This is a genomic window from Thermaerobacillus caldiproteolyticus (genome assembly GCF_015326725.1).
Taxonomy (GTDB): domain Bacteria; phylum Bacillota; class Bacilli; order Bacillales; family Anoxybacillaceae; genus Thermaerobacillus; species Thermaerobacillus caldiproteolyticus.
In genome coordinates this window covers 409,965-431,539 of the sequence record NZ_CP064060.1, presented here as the reverse complement: position 1 = coordinate 431,539, position 21,575 = coordinate 409,965, and the positions used below count along the sequence as shown (strand labels likewise).

23 protein-coding genes are annotated in these 21,575 nt (G+C 40.6%); 9 read left to right on the top strand and 14 right to left on the bottom strand.

Annotated elements, in window-relative coordinates:
- Nucleotides 1-34 precede the first annotated feature (34 nt).
- From ISX45_RS02315 to ISX45_RS02300, 4 genes are all read right to left on the bottom strand, one after another.
- Nucleotides 35-250, bottom strand: coding sequence for a TM2 domain-containing protein (locus ISX45_RS02315; RefSeq protein WP_181555123.1), 216 nt, complete (start codon nucleotides 248-250; stop codon nucleotides 35-37).
- Between the two features lie 114 nt (nucleotides 251-364).
- Nucleotides 365-1,150, bottom strand: coding sequence for an SDR family oxidoreductase (locus tag ISX45_RS02310; RefSeq protein WP_181555124.1), 786 nt, complete (start codon nucleotides 1,148-1,150; stop codon nucleotides 365-367).
- Nucleotides 1,151-1,264: 114 nt separating this feature from the next.
- Complete coding sequence (locus tag ISX45_RS02305; protein WP_181555125.1) at nucleotides 1,265-1,474, bottom strand: hypothetical protein; 210 nt, start codon at nucleotides 1,472-1,474, stop codon at nucleotides 1,265-1,267.
- Nucleotides 1,475-1,544: 70 nt separating this feature from the next.
- Nucleotides 1,545-3,518, bottom strand: a complete 1,974-nt coding sequence (locus ISX45_RS02300; protein WP_194519895.1) for a methyl-accepting chemotaxis protein — start codon at nucleotides 3,516-3,518, stop codon at nucleotides 1,545-1,547.
- 292 nt (nucleotides 3,519-3,810) lie between these two features.
- On the opposite strand from ISX45_RS02300, the gene ISX45_RS02295 reads away from it, so the two are divergent.
- Nucleotides 3,811-3,951, top strand: a complete 141-nt coding sequence (locus ISX45_RS02295; RefSeq protein ID WP_323744656.1) for a DUF5370 family protein — start codon at nucleotides 3,811-3,813, stop codon at nucleotides 3,949-3,951.
- A gap of 103 nt (nucleotides 3,952-4,054) precedes the next feature.
- Nucleotides 4,055-4,258, top strand: a complete 204-nt coding sequence (locus tag ISX45_RS02290) for a hypothetical protein (RefSeq protein ID WP_194519894.1) — start codon at nucleotides 4,055-4,057, stop codon at nucleotides 4,256-4,258.
- Between the two features lie 305 nt (nucleotides 4,259-4,563).
- Here the strand turns inward: ISX45_RS02290 and ptsP are convergent, their stop codons facing one another.
- From ptsP to glcT, 4 genes are all read right to left on the bottom strand, one after another.
- Nucleotides 4,564-6,285, bottom strand: coding sequence for a phosphoenolpyruvate--protein phosphotransferase (ptsP, locus tag ISX45_RS02285; RefSeq protein ID WP_181555129.1), 1,722 nt, complete (start codon nucleotides 6,283-6,285; stop codon nucleotides 4,564-4,566).
- Complete coding sequence (locus tag ISX45_RS02280) at nucleotides 6,285-6,551, bottom strand: phosphocarrier protein HPr (RefSeq protein ID WP_181555130.1); 267 nt, start codon at nucleotides 6,549-6,551, stop codon at nucleotides 6,285-6,287. Before ISX45_RS02280 ends, ptsP begins: the two co-directional genes overlap by 1 nt.
- Before the next feature lie 118 nt (nucleotides 6,552-6,669).
- The gene (gene ptsG / locus ISX45_RS02275) at nucleotides 6,670-8,691 is read right to left on the bottom strand and encodes a glucose-specific PTS transporter subunit IIBC (protein WP_306465172.1); all 2,022 of its coding nucleotides are present in this window, start codon (nucleotides 8,689-8,691) and stop codon (nucleotides 6,670-6,672) included.
- A gap of 290 nt (nucleotides 8,692-8,981) precedes the next feature.
- Nucleotides 8,982-9,833: a glucose PTS transporter transcription antiterminator GlcT gene (gene glcT / locus ISX45_RS02270; protein ID WP_194519892.1), complete on the bottom strand. Its 852-nt coding sequence runs from the start codon at nucleotides 9,831-9,833 to the stop codon at nucleotides 8,982-8,984.
- A gap of 206 nt (nucleotides 9,834-10,039) precedes the next feature.
- On the opposite strand from glcT, the gene ISX45_RS02265 reads away from it, so the two are divergent.
- From ISX45_RS02265 to ISX45_RS02250, 4 genes are all read left to right on the top strand, one after another.
- On the top strand, nucleotides 10,040-10,849 hold the full coding sequence (locus tag ISX45_RS02265) for an HAD family hydrolase (RefSeq protein ID WP_181555133.1): 810 nt from the start codon (nucleotides 10,040-10,042) through the stop codon (nucleotides 10,847-10,849).
- 70 nt (nucleotides 10,850-10,919) lie between these two features.
- Nucleotides 10,920-11,369, top strand: coding sequence for a staygreen family protein (locus ISX45_RS02260; protein ID WP_181555134.1), 450 nt, complete (start codon nucleotides 10,920-10,922; stop codon nucleotides 11,367-11,369).
- A gap of 138 nt (nucleotides 11,370-11,507) precedes the next feature.
- A complete protein-coding gene (locus ISX45_RS02255) occupies nucleotides 11,508-12,272 on the top strand; it encodes an alpha/beta fold hydrolase (RefSeq protein WP_181555135.1) in 765 nt (254 codons plus the stop codon).
- Nucleotides 12,273-12,304: 32 nt separating this feature from the next.
- Nucleotides 12,305-12,514 (top strand): hypothetical protein, encoded by a 210-nt coding sequence (locus ISX45_RS02250; protein ID WP_181555251.1) that lies wholly within the window; start codon nucleotides 12,305-12,307, stop codon nucleotides 12,512-12,514.
- Here ISX45_RS02250 and ISX45_RS02245 read toward each other — a convergent pair.
- The 3 genes from ISX45_RS02245 to ISX45_RS02235 form a co-directional block, all read right to left on the bottom strand.
- Nucleotides 12,480-13,628, bottom strand: a complete 1,149-nt coding sequence (locus tag ISX45_RS02245; RefSeq protein ID WP_181555136.1) for a cation:proton antiporter — start codon at nucleotides 13,626-13,628, stop codon at nucleotides 12,480-12,482. The two genes, ISX45_RS02250 and ISX45_RS02245, sit on opposite strands and share 35 nt — an antisense overlap.
- 375 nt (nucleotides 13,629-14,003) lie before the next feature.
- A complete protein-coding gene (locus tag ISX45_RS02240; protein WP_181555137.1) occupies nucleotides 14,004-14,246 on the bottom strand; it encodes a hypothetical protein in 243 nt (80 codons plus the stop codon).
- 83 nt (nucleotides 14,247-14,329) lie between these two features.
- Nucleotides 14,330-16,738, bottom strand: coding sequence for an EAL domain-containing protein (locus ISX45_RS02235; RefSeq protein WP_194519891.1), 2,409 nt, complete (start codon nucleotides 16,736-16,738; stop codon nucleotides 14,330-14,332).
- A gap of 304 nt (nucleotides 16,739-17,042) precedes the next feature.
- Between ISX45_RS02235 and ISX45_RS02230 the strand changes: the two genes are divergently transcribed.
- A complete protein-coding gene (locus ISX45_RS02230) occupies nucleotides 17,043-17,678 on the top strand; it encodes a nitroreductase family protein (protein WP_194519890.1) in 636 nt (211 codons plus the stop codon).
- A gap of 110 nt (nucleotides 17,679-17,788) precedes the next feature.
- Here the strand turns inward: ISX45_RS02230 and ISX45_RS02225 are convergent, their stop codons facing one another.
- Both ISX45_RS02225 and ISX45_RS02220 read right to left on the bottom strand, forming a co-directional pair.
- Nucleotides 17,789-19,048 carry an ATP-binding protein gene (locus ISX45_RS02225; protein WP_181555140.1) on the bottom strand — a complete coding sequence of 420 codons (1,260 nt, stop codon included), beginning with the start codon at nucleotides 19,046-19,048 and terminating at the stop codon, nucleotides 17,789-17,791.
- Between the two features lie 107 nt (nucleotides 19,049-19,155).
- On the bottom strand, nucleotides 19,156-19,401 hold the full coding sequence (locus ISX45_RS02220; protein ID WP_194519889.1) for a YueH family protein: 246 nt from the start codon (nucleotides 19,399-19,401) through the stop codon (nucleotides 19,156-19,158).
- 213 nt (nucleotides 19,402-19,614) lie between these two features.
- Here ISX45_RS02220 and ISX45_RS02215 point away from each other — a divergent pair, with 213 nt between their 5' ends.
- Nucleotides 19,615-20,505: a transposase gene (locus tag ISX45_RS02215; RefSeq protein WP_407649661.1), complete on the top strand. Its 891-nt coding sequence runs from the start codon at nucleotides 19,615-19,617 to the stop codon at nucleotides 20,503-20,505.
- A 104-nt stretch (nucleotides 20,506-20,609) separates the two neighbouring features.
- Nucleotides 20,610-20,759 (top strand): hypothetical protein, encoded by a 150-nt coding sequence (locus ISX45_RS02210; protein WP_181555142.1) that lies wholly within the window; start codon nucleotides 20,610-20,612, stop codon nucleotides 20,757-20,759.
- 42 nt (nucleotides 20,760-20,801) lie between these two features.
- Here ISX45_RS02210 and ISX45_RS02205 read toward each other — a convergent pair whose 3' ends face one another.
- Nucleotides 20,802-21,551: an SDR family NAD(P)-dependent oxidoreductase gene (locus tag ISX45_RS02205; RefSeq protein WP_181555143.1), complete on the bottom strand. Its 750-nt coding sequence runs from the start codon at nucleotides 21,549-21,551 to the stop codon at nucleotides 20,802-20,804.
- Nucleotides 21,552-21,575 lie beyond the last annotated feature (24 nt).

Here is a 21,575-nt window from a genome sequence, read left to right as displayed (position 1 = left end):
ATCACACAAGAAAGAGCCTTGGTTGCCCAAAGCCCTAATCTTCTAGATGATAGTTGTATTTCTGATTAAATTTTTCGTCAGATTTAACTAAATAGAGGATTCCTTCAATGAATCCGATAATACTCGGAATTCCGGTCCACGAAAATAATAGATATAGAATGCCTTGCCCAAGCTTTCCTAAATAAAATTTATGAATGCCAAGCCCGCCTAATAAAATCGCTAAAAGCCCCGCTACGATTTTGTTTTTCAAAACGTCTGACTCCTTTCTCTACAAAGGTGCATAGTTCATTTGTATTCACCTTTGTAAGAAAGTAGCACCGCAACACGAATGCCTCTCTCGACGTCACTTAAAGACAGGGGGGCTTTAAATCGATTTCACCATGCCACCGTCAACAATGAAAGACTGACCTGTCATATATGAATTCGCTTCGGAAAGAAGGAACGTCACGACATTGGCGAATTCCTCTGGTGTACCGTAACGCCCAAGAGGAATCATGTTTTTCATGCGTGTTTCCATTTCTTCCTTCGAGATACCAAGCTTGTCGGCATTTATCTTGTCTAAAAACGCCACTCGCTCGGTGGCAATTCGTCCAGGAGCGACCGTATTAATTAAAATGTTGTATGGAGCAAACTCGGTTGCCAATGTTTTCGTTAAACCGACGATGCCAGTGCGGAATGTGTTGGATAAAAGCAATCCGGGAATCGGCTCTTTAATCGATGAAGAAGCGATATTGACAATTTTTCCTCCCTGTTTCTTTAAATACGGAAGCGCCTCGCGAATGATGCGAATATAGCTTAATAAATTGAGTTCAAATGATTTATACCAATCTTCATCGCTGATCGTTTCAAACGTTCCCGCCGGGGGACCACCGGCATTGTTCACTAGCAATTCAATCGTTCCATAGGTTTCGACCGTCTTTTTCACAAGGCGTTGAATATCTTCCACGTTTGTTACATCAGCTTGAACGTAAGCGACATTTCCTTTATGTAAGGCACGTAATTCTTTTTCTACCTCTTTTAATCTTTCTTCATCTCGGCTTGTAATCATGACATTGGCACCTTCTAGTACAAGCTGACGGGCAATCGCTTTGCCAAGCCCCTGACTGGAAGCAACGACAAGGGCCGTTTTTCCTGCTAATTGCAATTCCATGCCTTCACACTCCCTGTTGTTTTTACTATTATTATAACATTTCGGCATATGCCTCCTCTTTCCTTCTTCAAATGATAAGAATTTGATTATGAAAAGGCGATCCGTGTTGACGAATCACCTTTCTGTCCCTTCCTTCATTGAGCAAAACTGTTCCATTTGCAGATTCACTTTCACTGTTTCCGCTTCAAATGAATGTTTTCGCTCTATAGGTTCGACTCTCACTTCAGCCGTATCGCTGCCTATTGCAAGCGTGCCATTAATGACTTTTTCACGCTGTCCGTCAAAATGAGGAGGCATGATCGTTTTATCCACATCCGGCATCATTTATATTCTTTCATTCGATAAAAAAATGCACCCTCTTCTCCATTACGAAGAATTCGGGTGCTGACGTTTGTTACAATTTAAATTTTTCTACTATTTTTTGTAGTTGTCGGCTCATTTCGCTCAGTTTTTCAGCTGATTCAGTAACTGTGCTCAATGCTCGAAGCTGGTCATCAGCAGAAGCTGCCACTTCCTCAGCCGCCGCCGCGGATTGTTGGGCAATCGCTGAAATATTTTGCATTGCTTCGACTACATGATCTTTACTGTCATTCATGCTTTTCACTTCGGCTGTAATGTTCGCGATCGCCGTCGTTAATTCCTCCATCATCGTCGCAATGGTCATAAATGAATCTCCTGTTGTATGGACGGCTTTTTGCTGCTCCGCATGCATATCTTTTGAGCGTTCGACCGCTTTCATCGCTAAGTCAGCTTGTTGTTGAATGGTAGCGATTGTTTGCCGGATTAGTTCTGTTGCGTGAGCAGATTGTTCGGCAAGCTTACGCACTTCTTCCGCCACAACCGCAAATCCTTTTCCATGCTCTCCTGCTCTTGCCGCTTCGATGCTTGCGTTTAATGCAAGCAAATTGGTTTGTCCTGAAATGGCAGTAATCGTTTGAATGACTTCATCGATTTGCTTCATCTTTTCTACTAAGTCATCCATGACTTTTTCAACGGCTTGTAACTCTTCTTTTGCTTCATTGGATTTTAATTGCAATTCGTTCAACTTCTCTAAACCGTTATAACTTGCGTCTTTCGTGTTATTCGACAACGTTTGCATATCGGATGTGGATTGTGCTACTGTTTCGATTTGCGTTGACAACATCGTGGTTCGTTCATTTATCGTATCTAAATCGCTCGCTTGCTCCGTTGTTCCTTTTGCAATGTCATTAATTGCGCCTGCGACTTGCTCGCTTGTCGTCATCGTTTCTTCGGAAACAGCGCTTAAATGATCGGCGGATGCCGCTAATTCATCAATTGATTCATTGACTTGATGAATCAGAGTACGCATTTCATGAACCATATGATTAAAATGGTTCGCGAGCTGACCGATTTCATCTTTGGATTTTGTTTCAACCTGAACCGTCAAATCACCTTGCGCTACTTTTTCAAGTTGTCCTTGTAAATAAACAATTGGTTTGGCAATCGAGCGAGCAAGCAAGTAAATCACGATGATGCCAATGAGTACCGCAATAATCGTAATAATGAGCATTTTTGAAGCAATCGAATTGCTGACGGCAAACAAATCCTTTTCCTTATAAACGGCTCCAACTTTCCAACCTAGATCTGGAATGGTGATAAAATACATCATTCGTTTTTCATTGTTGAGTGTATATTCATATAAGCCGCTTTCTCTTTGAAACATGTACTTCAGAGCTGCATTATTCGACATATCTTTCCCTTTGTACTGAGGATGAACGATGGCAATGCCATTTTGGTCGAATAAAACTGGATAACCGTGATAGCCTGCGTCAATATCGTTGACAATCTTAGTTACGGCATCTAACGACATATCAATGCCGAGCACGCCAATGACTTGAGAGCCTTCTGTTACTGCTTTCGCAAGCGTAACAACATATTTTCCTGTTACTTTATCGATATATGGATCTGTCCAAACGACCTCATCCGGATGTTCCGCTGCTATTTTATACCAAGGACGAGAAGTCGGATCGAAATCAGCTGGTAAGTCTGCGTTTGGCGTTGTATACATTTTTTTATCTGCTGTCCCAATATAAATAAGCTGGGTATTTTTATGTATTTTTAAAAATGTATTAAATTCACTATCCACAGTCGACCAATTTTTATGGTCTTTCGCCATTTGCCTCATAATAGATGATTGGCTAAATTGTTTTAAGCTATTCTCTTCGCTGTGAAAACTATTCTGAATATCCCCAACTAGTTGCTCCACGATAGACTGGGCACGGCCTTCGACATCTTTTCGAATCATTTGTTTCGTTTCCACGACCCCAACGATTTGTGTAATGGTTAAGGAAGCAATCATCAGTAGTGCCATCAAGATAATAAGTTTGGTTCGCAATGTTCTGAACACTGTTTTCATTCTCCCCTTTTATACAATTCATCATTTTTTGTCGAATCTTACCATTAATTATTATAAAATTCACTAGGACTATCGTCCATAGGATTATGTTCTTATCAATGAAAAATTTGTATGACATTCCTATAACCCAGAAACACTATTAACATACATGCATTGATTTCGCTTTCAAAACCGCATGCCATCGCTGAATTACCTTCCGTCTCGACGATAAATGGTTTGTCATAAAAGATCTAGTGGCGGAAACAGAACAAATTAATTTTTTTCAGACAAGGGTGGTGAGAAAATGGGAGCTGTTGAACGAGACGGTTATATTTTTGACATTGAGTATAGCGTGATTCAGCAAAAAGGAGAGATTCTTGTATATCAAAAAGGAACATTGATTGACGAACTTTCCTTTTCTTTTAACGGAAAAAAAACCAGATGAACATCAAATTGAATCGCTTATTGATGCATATATAGAAAGAACAAGATAAGTTGTTAGCACTATGGGGGTGAGTTTTTGCTGCCATTCATGAATGCGCACCTATATGATTAGAATTCATATCCATTTTTATGAGATGCTGCCGTGTATCGAAAATAACTTTATGGTATTTAACGGAAATGTTCCACAAAAGGCAGTCATTTGTCATTATTATACAAAAGACGATTCTCCAGAGCTTATTCGCATCCAACAAGAAAGTTTTCCTCCTTCGTTTCCACAGAATTATGGCGGAATGAAGAGAGACCGATGAGTCCATGTTTTTTTGTTTCCTAAAGAACACCATGTGTGGAAGTGGAAGGGAGATGGTAGGTTCGATGGCAGGACTGCTTGTCCTTCCTACCGGCCCATACATAAGAAGAAATAACTGATAGAGGATACATTCGCGATTATCCCCCCGATGGAAACACATTGCATGTCTTGGATATTTGTGTCTCTTCCTCTCAGCGGGCGATTGCAACTAAAATTCCCCGACTATTAGACAGCAATTTGGATATGAAATAAATGCGCCAATTTTTGTCTAAAAAAATGAGCGGTGGTCATTTCCACCGCTCATTTTTATTCAATATGAAATGTTTGTTTCACAAACGCCACGACCTCTTCCGCTGTGCTCATTGATAGAAGTGTTTGCTTGAAGCGCGCTGCTTCCTCTTTCGACAGCTTCTTCATTTGTGAACGAGCACGTAAAATTGATGTAGCGCTCATGCTAAACTCGTCCAATCCTAATCCAAGCAAAATCGGAATGGCTACTGCGTCTCCAGCCATTTCTCCGCACATTCCTGCCCATTTTCCTTCTTTATGAGCCGCATCAATGACATTGCTAATGAGGCGTAAAATTGCTGGGTTGTACGGCTGGTAAAGGTAGGAGACACGCTCATTCATTCGGTCAGCTGCCATCGTATATTGAATTAAGTCGTTTGTACCAATGCTAAAGAAATCTACTTCTTTAGCAAATTGGTCGGCTAATACAGCAGCAGCTGGAATTTCAACCATCATGCCGACTTCAATGTCGTCAGCGACTTGTACGCCTTCTTGTTGAAGCTTTTCTTTTTCTTCTAAAAGAATCGCTTTAGCTTGACGGAATTCATCAAGCGTCGCAATCATCGGGAACATGATCTTTAAGTTACCGTACACGCTCGCGCGCAACAAGGCACGAAGTTGCGTGCGGAACATATCTTGCATTTCTAAGCAAAGGCGAATCGCCCGGAATCCTAAAAATGGATTCATCTCTTTTGGAAGATCTAAATACGGAAGCTCTTTGTCCCCGCCAATATCAAGCGTGCGTACAACGACAGGTTTTCCTTCCATTCGTTCTAATACTGTTTTATATGCCTCGAATTGTTCCTCTTCTGTTGGCAACTCGGAACGACCCATATACAGAAATTCCGTTCGATATAAACCGATACCTTCTGCTCCGTTTTCTAACACGCCTTTTACATCATCTGGTGTTCCGATATTGGCTGCTAATTCAACGTGATACCCATCGCTTGTCACTGTTTTTTCGTTGACAAGCTTGGCCCATTCTGCTTTTTGCGCTTCGAAACGAGCGCGTTTTTCTTCATACTGTGCCATCACATCCTCAGATGGATTGATAATAACTTGTCCATCTAATCCGTCAATAATGACCGTATCTCCATTTTTAATTTCCGATGTGACCGCCTTTGTTCCAACAACAGCTGGAATTTCCATCGAACGCGCCATAATCGCGGAATGAGATGTCCGTCCGCCGATATCAGTTGCAAATCCTTTTACATATTCACGATTTAACTGAGCCGTATCAGAAGGAGTCAAATCTTCCGCAATAACGATGACTTCTTCAGAAATTAAGCTTGGATTGGAAATCGTGACACCAAGTAAATGAGCAAGCACACGCTTCGTCACATCGCGAATATCGGCGGCGCGCTCTTTCATATATTCATTGTCCATCGCCTCAAACATCGAGATGAACATCGTCGCCGTTTCGTTCAGTGCATATTCCGCGTTCACTTGCTCAGTTTGAATTTTTTCTTTTACCGGATTTAACAGCTCTGGATCACTTAATACAAGAAGGTGCGCAGCAAAAATCGCAGCTTTGTCTTCCCCTAATTGTTGCAATGCGTGATTTTTAATGAGCTCCAGCTCATCTTTTGCCTTTGCAACCGCCGATTCAAAACGAGCCACTTCCGCTTGAGGATCGGCCACCGTTTTTTTCTCGACGACTAAATTAGGGGTTTCTAAGCGGTATGCCTTTGCGATGGCAATACCGCTTGATGCAGCAATTCCTTGAATTGTTTTCGACATTATTGTGCAAGACCTTCTTTTGCTAAAGTTTCCGTTAATGCTGCCATTGCCTCTGCTGCATCTGCTCCTTCCGCTACGATTTTGATTTGAGCACCTTGCGGAATACCTAAAGACATAACACCCATAATAGATTTTAAGTTCACTGTTTTTCCATTATATTCTAAATTAATGTCGCTGTTAAATTTGCTTGCTGTTTGGACAAGCAATGTCGCAGGACGAGCATGAATTCCAGATTCTGAAGTTACTTTAAATACTTTCTCAGCCATTTTCTTCAATCTCCTTTTCATTAATTTTTTTCCCTTGTCATCATAACAAACAGTAGGCTGATATTCAATCCAAAGGAAGCACATAGAGAAACTTTTTTGTTTCTCTATGTGCAAATCATTATTTGTCGATCGTCACGACGTTGTCTTCACCTTTTGTCACATTCCCTTGTTTTTCAACCTTCACGATTTCATCTGCTGACAAGTTCGTGAAAATAATTGGAGTGATGATAGAAGGTGCATTGTTTTTCACATAGTCTAAATCGACTTTTAATATCGGCTGTCCTTTTTTCACTTCATCGCCTTGAGCCACAAGCGCTTCAAAACCTTCACCGTTTAACTTCACGGTGTCAATACCGAAGTGAATTAAAATTTCCCGGCCGCTTGTGGATTCAATACCAATCGCATGTTTGGTTGGGAACACGTTGACGATTTTTCCATCAACAGGAGAAACGACTGTTCCTTCTGTCGGTAAAATCGCAAAACCGTCACCCATCATTTTTTGTGAAAACACTTGGTCTGGCACTTCAGAAAGCGGAAGTACTTCACCTGTTAACGGCGCGGCAATCGCTTCCGTTCCTGCTGCTGCTTGAGAAGTTGATGGTTTCGGCTCCTCTGTGACACGTGATGGAGCTCGTCCTTCCATGATGTCTTTAATTTGTCCTTTTAAAATATCTGACTTCGGACCAAAAATAGCTTGCACGTTGTTTCCAACTTCAAGAACGCCGGCAGCTCCCAACGCTTTTAAGCGGTCTTTATCAACTTGTTTAATATCGTTGACGGAAACACGTAAACGAGTAATGCACGCATCTAAATGAGCGATATTTTCTTTTCCGCCAAGCGCCGATAATACTTCATATGGAAGATCGCCTGCATCAGCCGCTACAGTTGGTGCTTCCTCTGTTGCTTTTTCACGTCCAGGCGTTGCTAAATCCCATTTCCGGATCGCAAAGCGGAATCCGAAGTAGTAAATAACAGCAAACACTAATCCAACTGGAATGACAAGCCACCATGCTGTACGGTTTGGTAACACACCAAATAACAAGAAGTCAATAACCCCGCCGGAGAATGTCATACCGATTTTCACATTTAAAATGTGCATAATCATGAACGATAATCCGGCAAAAATTGTATGAATCGCAAATAACGCTGGTGCAACGAATAAGAATGAGAACTCAATTGGCTCTGTAATCCCTGTTAAGAAAGACGTTAATGCTGCTGAACCCATAATACCAGCAACAACTTTTTTGTTTTCCGGACGCGCTTCGTGATAAATCGCAAGCGCCGCTGCTGGAAGACCGAACATCATGAATGGGAATTTACCCGTCATAAATGTTCCCGCTGTCAATGGAACACCGTCTTTTAATTGCTCGAAAAAGATTTTTTGGTCACCATGAACAACTTGACCAGCTTTGTTGACATACTCTCCAAATTCGAACCAGAACGGTGCATAGAAAATATGATGCAAACCAAATGGAATTAACGCACGTTCAATGACACCGAAAATAAACGCCGCTAATGTTTTGTTTGCGTCAATCATGTTATGTGAAAATGCGTTTAATCCATGTTGGACAGGTGGCCATACCCATGTCATGACAATTCCCAGAACAAGGGCAGACACTGCTGTGATAATTGGGACAAAACGTTTCCCAGCAAAGAATCCTAAGTATTGCGGAAGTTCGATATTGAAATACTTATTATACATATAAGCTGCTAAAATACCAACGATAATACCGCCGAATACCCCAGTTTGTAATGTCGGAATCCCTAAAACATTAGCAAATGCTGGGTCTTTACCAATCATGTCCGGAGTGACACCTAAAATGACACTCATAGTAATGTTCATGACTAAATAACCGATAATTGCGGCAAGACCAGCAACACCGTCGCCGCCTGCTAAACCAATCGCTACCCCGACGGCAAAAAGTAAAGAAAGATTAGAGAATACTACACTTCCAGACTGCTCCATTACTTTTGCAACGAGAACAATCCAGTCTGCTTTTAACGCAGGAATTTTGTCGGTTAACGCCGGGTTCTGTAAAGCGTTACCAAACGCGAGCAAAATTCCCGCTGCCGGTAAAATCGCAACAGGCAACATAAGCGCTTTACCGACCTTTTGCAATGTACCAAACATCTTTTTCATCATAACTAACCTCCTTCTCTGTATAAGTTTTGCCACAAACGTCTTGTTCATGTACGGTGGACAAATAATTTCTTGATCGGTCAGACGTCCGACAAATGTAAACATTTGCAAAAAAACAAATGAAGCAACGATTACGCAACCAGAAATAAGGAAAAACAAAAGGCATAAGCAAAGAAGAACAAAATAGAACGCTTACAACGGAAAAGAAACTAACCTTTCCCCTTGCTTGTCCCATCTTGTCTCCTTTACTCATGCCTGATCGAATCAGTAACACGTAAAGATAGACAACATTATTCGTTTTTTTCCTTTTCTGCAAGCCTTTGCAAATGCATTGTCAAATAGACGGCTTCTGCATCGTCCACCGGCAACTGTAACGTTTGTTGCATCACTTTAATCAACTTCCATGCAAGATTATAGCATAGTGGATATGCTTCTTTCAAGATTTTCGACAATTTTTTTGGTTCTTCGACTCTTTCCCCTTTTTTAATGCGCTCAATCGCATAACGCAAATGACGAATAAACCGCAAATAATGGATACTTTCCCGATCAATGACGATGCCGAGCTGCTCTTCTACAATCTCGATTAGCTTTGCAATCAATTGAGAATGTTGGTTCACCTCAGAAAGGCTTTGTTTTGAAATGCCGCTATGAATGTGCAACGCGATAAATCCTGCCTCTCCTTCCGGCAACTTTACCCCTAGCTTTCGATTAATCATGCCGACTACTTCTTGTGCAATCTCATATTCAAGAGGGTAGAGGCTTTTCGTTTCCACTAAAAACGGATTTTTTAAATCGAGCCCTTGCTCAATCCGCTTCAGCGTAAACGAAATATGATCCGTAAGAGCGACGTGGATATGCTCATTCAATGGTACATGGACGCGGCTTTTAATATGTTGCATTACTTCATTCATGACCCCGATAAATTCCTCATCGAGCTCCGGAAGCAATTTTTTATATTGTTCTTGCTCCCGCTCATTTTTTAAAATAAACCATTTTTCGACCGCGCTTTGCTCAATATAGTCTCCTTTTTTCTTTCCGAACCCAATCCCTTTTCCAAGCAGCACCACTTCATCATATTCCGGATGCGAAGCGATAAGAACGTTATTATTTAACACTTTTTCCACCCGAAAGGACTTCCCCACAAAGCCCATCTCCTTTAAATTAAACGTTTACAATACTATCATCTTACGCAACGAAACAGAAATCGTCAACGTCAAAAAATTGACGTTTTATGAAAAGATGTCATTTAAATGACAAAGAGCGAAAAAATTGTTTTCACTTCTATCGTCCGCTATAATATAGAACACGTCACAGGCGCGACGAAACCAATTGAAAGGCGGGAGTACCATTGATTAAGTTAATTGTTAGCGACTTAGATGGAACATTGCTCGGATTTGATAAAAAAATTAAGGAAGAAGATAAGCGCGCCATTCAATTAGCCATTGAGAATGGAATTGATTTCGCCGTTGCATCCGGACGGATGGATATTGAAATTTTAGAAGTGTTAAAAGAAATCGAACAAAAAGCACATCGCGTCAGTCAAAACGGTGCTTATATTTATACGAAAACAGACGTTTCTCTCCATTCCGCAGCATTCGAACCGGACATTGCGCGCCAAATTTATAAAGAAGCAAAACAATTAGAAGCCATTGTCCTCGTTTGTAACGAAAATACAAATTTTATTGAAGAAATGAATGAACATGTGAGTGAATTGCAAAAGCGGTTATTTTACGGACTATGTGAAGTTCCAAATATGAGTGGGACCATCGGTGCTGACATCCTTCCTTCCAAAATTACCGTCTTAGCAGAAAATGAAGTCATTACATCGTTTCAGCAACAAATAATGGAACGATTTGGCGATGTAGTCGATACGTTTATTTCAGAACCGCGCTGTCTTGATATCATGCCGAAAAACATCAGCAAAGGAAACGCACTTCGTTCGCTAATGAATCACTTAGATGTTCAGCCTGAAGAAACGGCTTGCTTTGGCGATGCGTTTAACGATATACCGATGTTCCGCCTTACCCCTTACAGCTTTGTGATGTCTCACGCTCATCCGGACGTAAAAAAAGAGGCGCGATATATTGTTGACTCTGTGAGTGAAGCAGTACAAATCATTCTTACCGAAATCAATCAGCCAAACCTCACGCAAAAATAAGACTCCAAACGAAAAAGGAGTCTTTTTTCATCTCTATGCATACATTGTTGAAAAAGGAGGGGATATGATCATGAAAAAGTTACAACCGCAAAAATTACATGTGCAGCGAATGGAACAAACCGATGCTATCACTCCTACAACGGGTAGAAAATATACGCTTACTCATTCCGATATGACAGGAAATCTATATTTACATATCGGGCGAACGTTTTTCGTTCAACATATCGGACCGGCACGTGATGAAGTACTAGCTGAATGGAAGCAGGTAAAACAGACGCTTATTTTGTTCGTCTATGTGTACATTGGAAATCAAAGTATGGGAAAAGACATAAACCAATGGCGAAAAAGTATTTTTGATAAAGAATTACCGCTTGCACTTGAGGCCATTCGCTATGGCGACCATCCTTTGTTTCAAGCATATCCTTCCTTAGACTTTAGCCCGATTCTTGTTCATTTTACATCCGAATATCCTGACTTGAACACAACCGAATATTACGGTTCTCCATATATGTACAAATGAGACATCCTCCCTATCCTTCTCTCTCCCAGCTGCCTGTTACACTAACGTGAAAACCCGTTCCTATCACAAAGTAATGATATTTTCCGTTCTGTCAATCCATACTAATCAAAGGACTATCCAGAATGGAGGACAAGAAAAATGCCATACATCACTATAGATGACGTCATTCAGCTTTATTATGAAGAAGAAGGGAACGGTAAACCACTTCTATTCATTCATCCTCCGGGAATGGGAAGCATGGTTTTTGCCAATCAACGAGCGTTATCAAGCGATTTTCGTGTGATTACGTATGATATGCGCGGAAATGGAAAAAGCAGTCCCTCCAACTGCCCTATTTCTATTCCTTTGCTTGCGGAAGATATAAAGCGATTGTTTGATACACTTGAACTTGAACGAGCAGTTGTTTGCAGTTATTCAAACGGAGGCTCCACCGCCTTAGAATTTGCCTTGCGCTACCCTCATCATGTCGAACAGCTTATCTTAATCGGTGGATTTTCCGAAGTATCGACAATATGGTTACATGCAGAATTTTTATTAGGCATTTACATTGTAAAAGGCCGTGCCGTCTCTTTCCTTGCGAAAGTATTAGGGCAGTCGCACGGAAAAAACACTGCCGAGAAAAAAGCGATTGCACAATATGTCAAGTTAGCGAACAAAAATGATCTGCTCGCTATGTATAAAGAGGGGCTCACATATTGCTGTACAAACCGTTTATCGCAATTAACAATGCCGCTTCTTCTTATATACGGCGCCTGTGATTACTATATGCACCCTTACGAAGCGTTATTTACGACCTATGCTCCTCACGCCAAAGTTGTCTATATTGAAAAAGCACGACATCAAATTCCAACGAAACACTTTTGCGAATTAAATGCGATTATAAAGACATACTGTTTAACATAGCCACCATTATCCATAATAAGGAGGGAAAAAGAGTGGCAAAGAAAGGACGCCAACATAAAGTCAGTCAAAAACAGCTAATCCAGCCGTTTCAAAAACGGAAGCAGAAATGGCAAAAGATAGCGTTGACACAGCAAAACAAGCGAAGACAAACCGTTCATAATAATATAAAAGCGAGGCCGGCGTTATCGGCCGGCCTCGTGTCATTGGTCAAGCCGCTTGCTGGGCCGTCGCATTTTCCTTAAAAATCGCTTTCATTAGCGGAGGAGTGACAATCGTCGTGACAAGTACAACGACAACAAGAATCGCAAATAAATCTGCCGTTAATAACTTAGTCTCTAAGCCAATCCCGGCAATAATTAAGGCGACCTCTCCGCGGGAAACCATCCCTGCACCGACAGCCAGTGAACTTCTCCATGCAAACCCAGCCAGTTTCGCCCCCAACGCGGCACCGATTAATTTCGTTAAAATAGCAAGGATGCTTAAGCTAATCATGAGCCAAAGATGCTGACCCACTCCAGAAAACTCAACCGCTACCCCGATGGACGTAAAAAAGACTGGAACAAAAATAGAGTAACCAATTGTTTCTACTTTTTCAAAAACTTCATGCTTGAAACTAGTAAAACTGATTCCCAATCCAGCGATGTAGGCTCCAATAATCGCAGCCACTCCTGTTGCTTCCGCAAAATACGCAAACGCAAAGCAAATAATGAGCGCTGCCGAAATGACCGTCTCCGTCACCCGTAACGGGGCAAACAGACGCAAGACGATCGGAATCGCTTTCCATGCTAATAAAATCGCAATTACAAAGAAGATAACTTTCTTGATAATAACGGCACCAAGGTTAACATCCCCTCCCGTCATACTCATTAAAAACGCCAAGGCAATAATGACAAGAATATCATCAATCACAGCCGCTCCTAAAATCGCAGAACCTTCTTTCGATTTCAGCTGCCCCATTTCTTTTAGCGCTTGTACAGAAATGCTGACGCTTGTGGCCGACAGTAAAAGCCCGAGAAACACCGCTTGTGCCGTCGATAATCCTATAACAAGTCCCGCTATATATCCTAGTGATAAAGGAACGACAATACCTAACACCCCAACAAATGTGGAGGCTTTTCCTGTTTTTTTAAACTGATCCATATCCGTTTCCAAGCCAGCGATAAACATTAATAAAATCACGCCAATTTGGCTAATTTCCTTCAGAATCTCTGTGTTATCGACCACTCCTAATACGGTAGGACCAAGAACGATTCCGATCAGCAATTTTCCGAGTACAGACGGCTGTCCGAGACGAACACTAATATCCCCCGCAAGTTTTGACGCAAATAAAATCGCTGCTAGCTGTAAAATTAACATTGCTCACTCTCCTTTTTTCTTCTTTGCATCGTTAATGATTACGTTTAGCGTGCGCAAAAGGGTTCATTTTTAACATAAGAAAAGCGCAATCTCCCCATTCCCATCTAAGAACGTCCCATGTTCTGGGGTATTGCCATTTCCCGCTCCCACGATGAGCAAATGTTCTTTGTCTGCCAGAAGCGCCTGTCTTTGATGTGATGGTTATTTTGCCCCCGATCTGCTTAACACATCACGTTATCACGTCATACTTTACGCAAGTTTTACATGGAGGTTTATCCAAGCAAGTAAACTGGCTGGAAGCTGAAGCTAGACAGTATTTGAAAAATTATATTTTCCTAGCCCGAAAAATAAACGGCTAAACCACTTATGATAGGTTTAGCCGTTTTCTAATAGATTACAAGTAATTTTCATTTTTGTTTTTGTTGCTTGAAGCGTTGTCTCACGGTCGATATGTTCGTTTAATACAACAACTGTTAAATCGTAAACGACCCTTGCCAGCTGCTCCACTGCCTGTTTTAAATACTGCTCCTCGTAAGCGACTCCATCCTTTACCAACAGTGTAAGCAACTCTTCTGTTCGCTTTTGAATCTCGTCCATATCACCTGCATAACTGTTCATTTCCTCATTCCCCCGTCCCGTATTCTTTTTTTATACTCATACGCGACAGGTTGGATAAATAGAACCATTCGGAGTAAAAAGGGTTATTTCCATTTTGCTATCAATGATTGTAAATCGTTAAGCACGCTCGGCAGCTGTTCAAGCGGAACAGGCTGGCTAAAGTAATAGCCTTGCATCTCATCGCATCCTTTTTCCAGTAAAAAACGAACTTGTTCTTCTGTCTCTACTCCTTCAGCTGTGACCTCTAAATTCAATCGATGTGCCAGCGAAATGATCGCTTCCACAATCTCCGCTCCTTTATGATTTTCGTCTAAATCCCGAATAAAGGAACGATCAATTTTGACAGCATCAATCGGAAAGCGATTTAAATAATTAAGCGACGAATAACTAACGCCAAAATCATCAATGGCAATCGTAATCCCTTTCTGTTTTAGTTTTTGTAAAATCCGAATAACTTCGTACGGCTCTTTCATCACCGTTGTTTCAGTAATTTCGAAGACAAACGATGAAGGGGATACGTTCGCTTCCGCAAAAATGTCACTAACCATCGTTTCCAAATGTTCATCCATAAATTGCCTTGCCGATAAATTCACCGCCATTTTCAGTGAGGTGAAGCCCATTTTTTGTAATCCTCTTAAATCGTGACACGCCTGTTGCAATACCCATGTTCCGATTTTGTCAATTACATTCGTTTCCTCCGCAATCGGAATAAACTCTGCCGGACTAATCATCCCTAATTGCGGATGTTTCCACCTTATCAAAGCTTCTACATTAACGGTTCCTAATCGTATATTCACCTTTGGTTGGTAATAAAGAGAGAACTCATGGTTCTCTAATGCCACTTGTAAATCATTTTCCAGTCGGATTTTTTTAGCAAAGATATCATGAAGCTTTGATTGATATTCAACAACGTGACTGACTCCATTCATTTTTGCGTAGTAAACCGCTTTATCCGCATTGCTGAGCAACGTCTCCACCGAGAGGTTCGCATCGCATGCATGACTAACCCCAATATTCACTGTAATATTTAGCTTTTCCCCGGCAATAAAATAAGGTTCATGCAACAAACGATCGAGCTCACGAAGCAGCGTATCGACTTCCTTTTGCTGCTCATACACGGATACAACTGCAAATTCATCATCGCCAATTCTCGCTAAAAACACGTGTTGCGATTCCATCTTTTTTAGCCGCTGTGCTACTTCTTTTAAAAGCTCATCTCCGTTGGAGTGTCCAAGAAAATCATTAATAAATTTAAAGCGGTTAATATCGATTAATAAAACCGCAACCCCTGTATGATGAAGCATAAACTCATTCAACTTTTCTTTCAAATAATTGCGATTGGCAAGCCCTGTAAGCGAATCATACTGTGCCATAAATTCGATTTCTTTCTCTTTATTTTTTTGTTCGGAAAGATCACGCATAATAAGAAATTGAGCATTTTGACCATAATAATGAATGGACGTTTCTTTTACCTGTACTTCTTTTTTCTCTCCATTCAATGATGTAAGTATCCATTCTTCCGACTCTTTGTCTCCTTTTTCAAGAAAATCGCTCAACTTCCTCCCTTGTACGTGATGCAGACAAGCGGCTTTCATCATTTCCAAGCCAGACGGATTCATATAACGAATCGCTCCGTCTATTTGAATAATAACTGGGTCTGGCAAAAATTCAATGACTTTTCGATATAATTCTTCACTGTGTCTTAACTGTTCCTGCACTTGAATTAAGTCAGTTAAATCCCTAAGCATCGACAGGCCTGCTACGATTTTTCCGTCTTTATTGAAAACTGGCGTAATATTCGCTGATACGTATGCTCTCGTGCCGTCTTTACGCATCAGTGATAATCGAATCGATGTCAAACTCTCTCCCCGACCAAGCTTCATTAAACTTCGTTGCAATCTTGTACGGTACTCCGGCAAAAACGCCAATATGTCTTTCGAAAGCATTTCCTCTTCATGCCAACCTAACAGCCGTTCTACTTCTCGATTCACAAGCAAAATTCGTCCCGCTAAATCAAAGACAATTAGCGCATCATGGGAGTGAGCGAGAAAGGAATGAAATAACTGATGAATTTCTTCCAATTGCTCTTCCTGTTCGATTTTTTCCGTAATATCCCTCGTAAAACAAATCAGGTAAGGAATCGTTCCATCTTCTTTTACAATCGGTACAATGGTCGACTCGGCAATTCGGAGTGAGTCTTTGACATTCATTTGATCCCGATAGGTCACAATCGCCTTCGTCTCAACGGCTTTTCGATATTGTCTATTTAAATGAGCGGCGATCTCTCTTGGATAAATCTCTTCAATGCACTTTCCCATATCTTCCTCAACAAGGCTAGCTAAATGAAGAGCATCGGAGCTTACACGAACATAACGAAACCGCGGCCCCTCTTCTACTTTCATTAAAAAAACAACATCAAACAGCTGGTTCATAATCGTGAACAACAACTGTTCATCGAAGACCAGCTCTTTTATTAATTCACTTTGTCTCATTTTTATTCATTCCTTTATGCAACAAAATACTAGTTGTTAATCCCCTTACTTATTTTTTCGGCAAAAAAACAATATTTTTAATATGTTTTGTTTGCATAAATTCTGTTAAAATCCTCTGATTGTTCGCCGTACCAATATCAACAAATACTGTCATCAGAAAAAGAAGGTATCCATTCCTGTAAAACACATCGTTAAAATAGTTGACAAATAGGAAGGATAACTTTATGATGATATCGCTTGCTATAATTACAAAATATTAGTTAGTTACTTTTCTAAACTGATAAAAGGAAATGGGGGAAGAAATATGGCAACTTCAATGGAAACTGCAAAAGACTTTTTTACAGTCGTAGACGAACGCCAATCCATACGCAAATATGATCCGACTGTAACGATTAGTAAAGAGGAGTTAAGCGATATCATCAAAACGGCATGCAAAGCTCCATCCGCGTGGAACTTACAACATTGGCATTTTGTTGTCATTCATGGAAAGGAAGCCCAACAGCGCTTACTTCCTATCGCTTATAACCAGCAGCAAATCGTTGATTCTTCTGCTGTTATTGCTGTATTAGGGGATTTAGAAGCAAATGAAAATACAGATGCTGTCTACGATCCATTAGTAAACGAAGGGCATATGACAAAAGAAGTTAAGGAAATACTCGCTGGACAAATTAAATCCGCATATGAAAACAAGCAGTATGCACGCGATGCTGCGTTTAGCAACGCTTCTCTTGCTGCAATGCAACTCATGCTTGCTGCTACTGCAAAAGGATGGGCAACATGCGCAATCGGCGGCTTTAACGCAGAACAATTTATGAGCGAATTCAATATTTCCAAACGCTATGTTCCTGTTATGTTAATTACGGTTGGAAAAAGCATTGCGCCTGCACATCGTTCCACACGGCTTCCGCTTGAAACGATTACGACATGGATCGAAAAATAAACGTAAAAAAGGGATAGCCTAAAAGGCATCCCTTTTTTAGAGAAAGTATAAAGTTTTAAGGGAAAACTGCCCAGTGCGGCTGAACAAGCCATCTCTCTATTGTGCAGCAGTTACTGTTTATATTTCGGCAGCGATAAATGAACATTTGTCCCATTTCCGACTTCACTGTCGATTTCTAATGTTCCTTTATGCTCCTGCATAATTTTCGTGCTTGTTGTTAATCCAAGCCCCATCCCTTTTTCCTTTAATGTAAAAAAAGGTTCACCAATTTTTTCTAAACGCTCTTTTCCGATTCCAATTCCTGTATCAGAAATCGTTATTTTGATGTTTTCTCCCTCTTCCCGTACATATAAGCGAATCGTTCCGCCTTTTGGCATTGCCTCAATTGAGTTTTTTATAATATTGATAAACACTTGAATAAGCTGATTTTTATCTCCGTAAATACACGCATGAGGTGCTGCATTTTCGACAGAGATATCTACATTATTTAAAGTCGCTTCATGGCTAATTAAATTCACGACATAGTGAATGACATCGTTCAACAAAAGCGGCCGGTAATCATTACTTTGTGGTTTCGCTAACACTAATAACTCGCTGACAATTTGATTAATTCGCTCCAATTCGTTTAACATAATATCAATATACAGATCTTTTATTTCTTTTGTTTCCTTCATCATTTGCATAAACCCTTTAATAGAAGTAAGTGGATTGCGTATCTCATGAGCAATTCCTGCCGCAAGTTCCCCTAACACCGATAACTTTTCTTTTTTCAGCAATAACGTTTCCGCTAACTTTTGTTGTGTAATATCGCGTCCAATTATGAGCAGCCCTTTTCGCTCGCCATTTTCATAAAAAAGTGGTACTTTAATCACATCAAACGTCTTCGTTTCGCCATTTGGCGTCGGAAATGACTCTTCGCTCCGAGTTAGTGTCCCACTTTTCCAAGCCTCTTCATCAGACTGAATACAATGTTCAAATGTTTCCTTAAAAAACGGAACAATTTCGCCGAGTTCTCGATCCGTTTTTCCTCGATAATCAACATGTTCCAGATGATAAAGTTTTCTCCCAAAATCGTTGACGCGAAGCCAACATCCCTTACTATCCTTAAAACAAACGAAATCCGGCATTGAATTAATTAATGTTGATAGCTGCTGTTCATCTTCCGTTGTTTTCCGCAGTTGTTCGCTTTTGTTTAACATTTGATAGAGAAAAATTCCTGAGAGAATAATAAATATACCGGCTTTTCCTATACCGATCATAAGCAGCATATAGCGGCCAACGTGCAGAAAATGAATCACTATATCTGTGAACAAAACCCAGCATATACTAAATAGTAAGTAAAAAAACACCGCTTTTCGTTTTGTCAACACCTCATCATCGAACTCCTAACATACAAAAATCATCCTATTATAAAAGCGGCGAAGCTCCAAGAGCCCCACCGCCCCCTATCTTCTCTACCGCGGTACAACAACATGATTTACATTTCGCGAACCCAATACAAGAGTTTATTGACGAATGGTTCAACATGTTCTTTTGTCAACACTTTAGTTAACGACGAAAATAGTCTTTCCTTCAACGTATCTGTTTCCTCTTCGTAGCATATAAGAAACGACCATTCGAGGTCAGGAATGGCAATAACAATATATTCTTCTTTTTTGTTTTCATAAATATATACATTCGTTGTTGTCCGTTCATCAACAACGTTTGCTTTCCGGATTTTCATGCTGCCACCTCTTCTTATATAACAAAAAAACAGCGTTATTTTTTTATACTATTCTATCAAATTCTTACTAAATATTCAAATTAAAGTCGTTTCTCCACATAGAACGTGTTGCAAAACGCATAGTGAATGCATAAATGTACACAAAAAATCCACCCGTCTTGGAAATCATATACAGTGACCTAAAAAACACATTTCCAAGGGGTGGACACTATCATGATTTCCAATTTTGTTATCGAACATGCAATGAATAGCGAAATGGATCCTCTTTTACGAGCTTTATTTCAATACATCGACCAACTTTCTTTACCAGAAACACCTTATGTGACAGGACGACCACCGATTCCGAAAAAATCATTGTTAAAATGTTTCTTTTTAAAAACCTATTTTTCCATTGATTCTTTACGTCAGTTAGTTGACACACTGAATCGCTTTGGCTACTTCCGGCGTATTTGTGGACTTAAAGAGGTTCCACATCTTTCTACGTTTTCACGTGCAGGTAAGTGGTTTCGAGAACAAGGATTTTCCGCTTTTAATGCTCAACTTCTCAAAGATTTAGGCGTTCGATATCCAAAAATCGTCATGATCGACAGTACAGCGCTCCGAAGCAGTCTTTATGATTCTCAAGCGAGATGGGGAATCTCCACTCGGTATAACTGGTTTAAAGGTTATAAATTACATCTTTGTACAACGGCAGAGGGAGTCATTTTATCCCATGTCTTCACGACTGCGAATCGAAATGATGCAGCCGTTGCGCTTGAATTATTTCCATCTTTAAAGGAATGGGAGATTGAGTTTGCCCTTGGAGATGCTGCCTATGACAGTGAAAAAGTCCGTCAAATGGCGGAACAAACAGGGATCTTTTTCGTTTCACCGATTAATCCTCGAAATGGTGATGAACGAAAAGATGCCTACGGCCGGGTGATTCCTTCGTTTTTGAAAACAGAATTCGGAAAGTGGTTGTTTCGTTTCCGTAACTCGATTGAGCAGACATTCAATCAATTAAAGAATGATGGACTAGAACAGCCACGTTGGTATGGGTTTAATCGCTATTTACTGCATGTACAATTATGCATTCTTATGCACAATTTTGAGTTTTTACTCTAGTTTTGCAACACCATCCACATAGTATAGAGAATTTTCAAAATATCATATTGACGTTTTGTGACAAAAATGTGACAATAGAAAAAAGCAAAAAGGACGTGAGAGAAATGAAAATTACGAATTTCTTTAAAAACGCACTTCTCTCTTACATGACTGTGCTTGTCGTCCTTGCGTTACTTCCAGCATTTATCATAACAAATGATATTAGTCTCGTTGATGCTTTGATTGAAGCCATTAATCGTCCTCCTTCTCAGTAAAACATAGAAGGCTGCCCTTTTCATGTTGGGCAGCCCTTTCTTTTATTCTATATAAATCATTTTTCGTGTCATTCCGCCGTCGATAACAAGATTGGTTCCTGTAATAAAATCGTTGTTATCATCGCATAAATACAGGCAAGCACGCGCGATATCGTCCGGTTTACCAACACGGCGCGCCGGATGCTGCTCATGATCAATCGCTCTTAACTGATCATAATCTCCCGTCTCAATCCAACCGGGGCTAATCGCATTGACACGAATGCGATCATCAGCAAATGATACTGCTAGTGCATGCGTTAACGATAAAATTCCTCCTTTAGAGGCGGCATACGCTTCTGAATGCGGCTCAGACATCAATGCCCTCGTCGAAGCGATATTCACAATCGCTCCGCCTGTTTCATTTTTTCGTATATATCGCGCTGCTTCGCGCGAACAGAAAAATACGCTGCGCAAATTCGTATTTAACACATCATCCCACTCTTCAACGGTCAGCTCATACGGTGATTTCCAGCGTGAAACCCCTGCATTGTTAATGAGATAATGCAAAAACCCATACGTTTCAAAGGTCATTTTCATTAGCCGTTCAATATCATGTACTTGACGAACATCCGCCTTGATAAACCGAGCTTCCAAACCTTTTTCGCGAATCGATGCAGCAAGCTGCTCCCCTTTCTCTTCGGCAATATCAGCAATGACGACATTCGCCCCTTTTTCAGCAAACATCGTCGCAATCGTTTTGCCAATCCCATTAGCTCCGCCAGTGACGACGACAACTTTTCGCGCAACACTCATATTGTCACCACCCTTTTTCGTAAT

Excerpts from the sequence above, each read along its gene's own strand:
- ISX45_RS02260 (WP_181555134.1), top strand. The coding sequence starts at position 10,920 with ATGAAAAAGTTACAACCGCAAAAATTACATGTGCAGCGAATGGAACAA.
- ptsP (WP_181555129.1), bottom strand. The coding sequence starts at position 6,285 with ATGTCGAAAACAATTCAAGGAATTGCTGCATCAAGCGGTATTGCCATC.
- ISX45_RS02215 (WP_407649661.1), top strand. The coding sequence starts at position 19,615 with ATGATTTCCAATTTTGTTATCGAACATGCAATGAATAGCGAAATGGAT.
- ISX45_RS02230 (WP_194519890.1), top strand. The coding sequence starts at position 17,043 with ATGGCAACTTCAATGGAAACTGCAAAAGACTTTTTTACAGTCGTAGAC.
- ISX45_RS02235 (WP_194519891.1), bottom strand. The coding sequence starts at position 16,738 with ATGAGACAAAGTGAATTAATAAAAGAGCTGGTCTTCGATGAACAGTTG.
- ISX45_RS02220 (WP_194519889.1), bottom strand. The coding sequence starts at position 19,401 with ATGAAAATCCGGAAAGCAAACGTTGTTGATGAACGGACAACAACGAAT.
- ISX45_RS02240 (WP_181555137.1), bottom strand. The coding sequence starts at position 14,246 with ATGAACAGTTATGCAGGTGATATGGACGAGATTCAAAAGCGAACAGAA.
- ISX45_RS02245 (WP_181555136.1), bottom strand. The coding sequence starts at position 13,628 with ATGTTAATTTTACAGCTAGCAGCGATTTTATTTGCGTCAAAACTTGCG.
- ISX45_RS02295 (WP_323744656.1), top strand. The coding sequence starts at position 3,811 with ATGGGAGCTGTTGAACGAGACGGTTATATTTTTGACATTGAGTATAGC.
- ISX45_RS02205 (WP_181555143.1), bottom strand. The coding sequence starts at position 21,551 with ATGAGTGTTGCGCGAAAAGTTGTCGTCGTCACTGGCGGAGCTAATGGG.
- ISX45_RS02255 (WP_181555135.1), top strand. The coding sequence starts at position 11,508 with ATGCCATACATCACTATAGATGACGTCATTCAGCTTTATTATGAAGAA.
- ISX45_RS02310 (WP_181555124.1), bottom strand. The coding sequence starts at position 1,150 with ATGGAATTGCAATTAGCAGGAAAAACGGCCCTTGTCGTTGCTTCCAGT.
- ISX45_RS02210 (WP_181555142.1), top strand. The coding sequence starts at position 20,610 with ATGAAAATTACGAATTTCTTTAAAAACGCACTTCTCTCTTACATGACT.
- ISX45_RS02280 (WP_181555130.1), bottom strand. The coding sequence starts at position 6,551 with ATGGCTGAGAAAGTATTTAAAGTAACTTCAGAATCTGGAATTCATGCT.
- ptsG (WP_306465172.1), bottom strand. The coding sequence starts at position 8,691 with ATGAAAAAGATGTTTGGTACATTGCAAAAGGTCGGTAAAGCGCTTATG.
- ISX45_RS02305 (WP_181555125.1), bottom strand. The coding sequence starts at position 1,474 with ATGATGCCGGATGTGGATAAAACGATCATGCCTCCTCATTTTGACGGA.
- ISX45_RS02290 (WP_194519894.1), top strand. The coding sequence starts at position 4,055 with ATGATTAGAATTCATATCCATTTTTATGAGATGCTGCCGTGTATCGAA.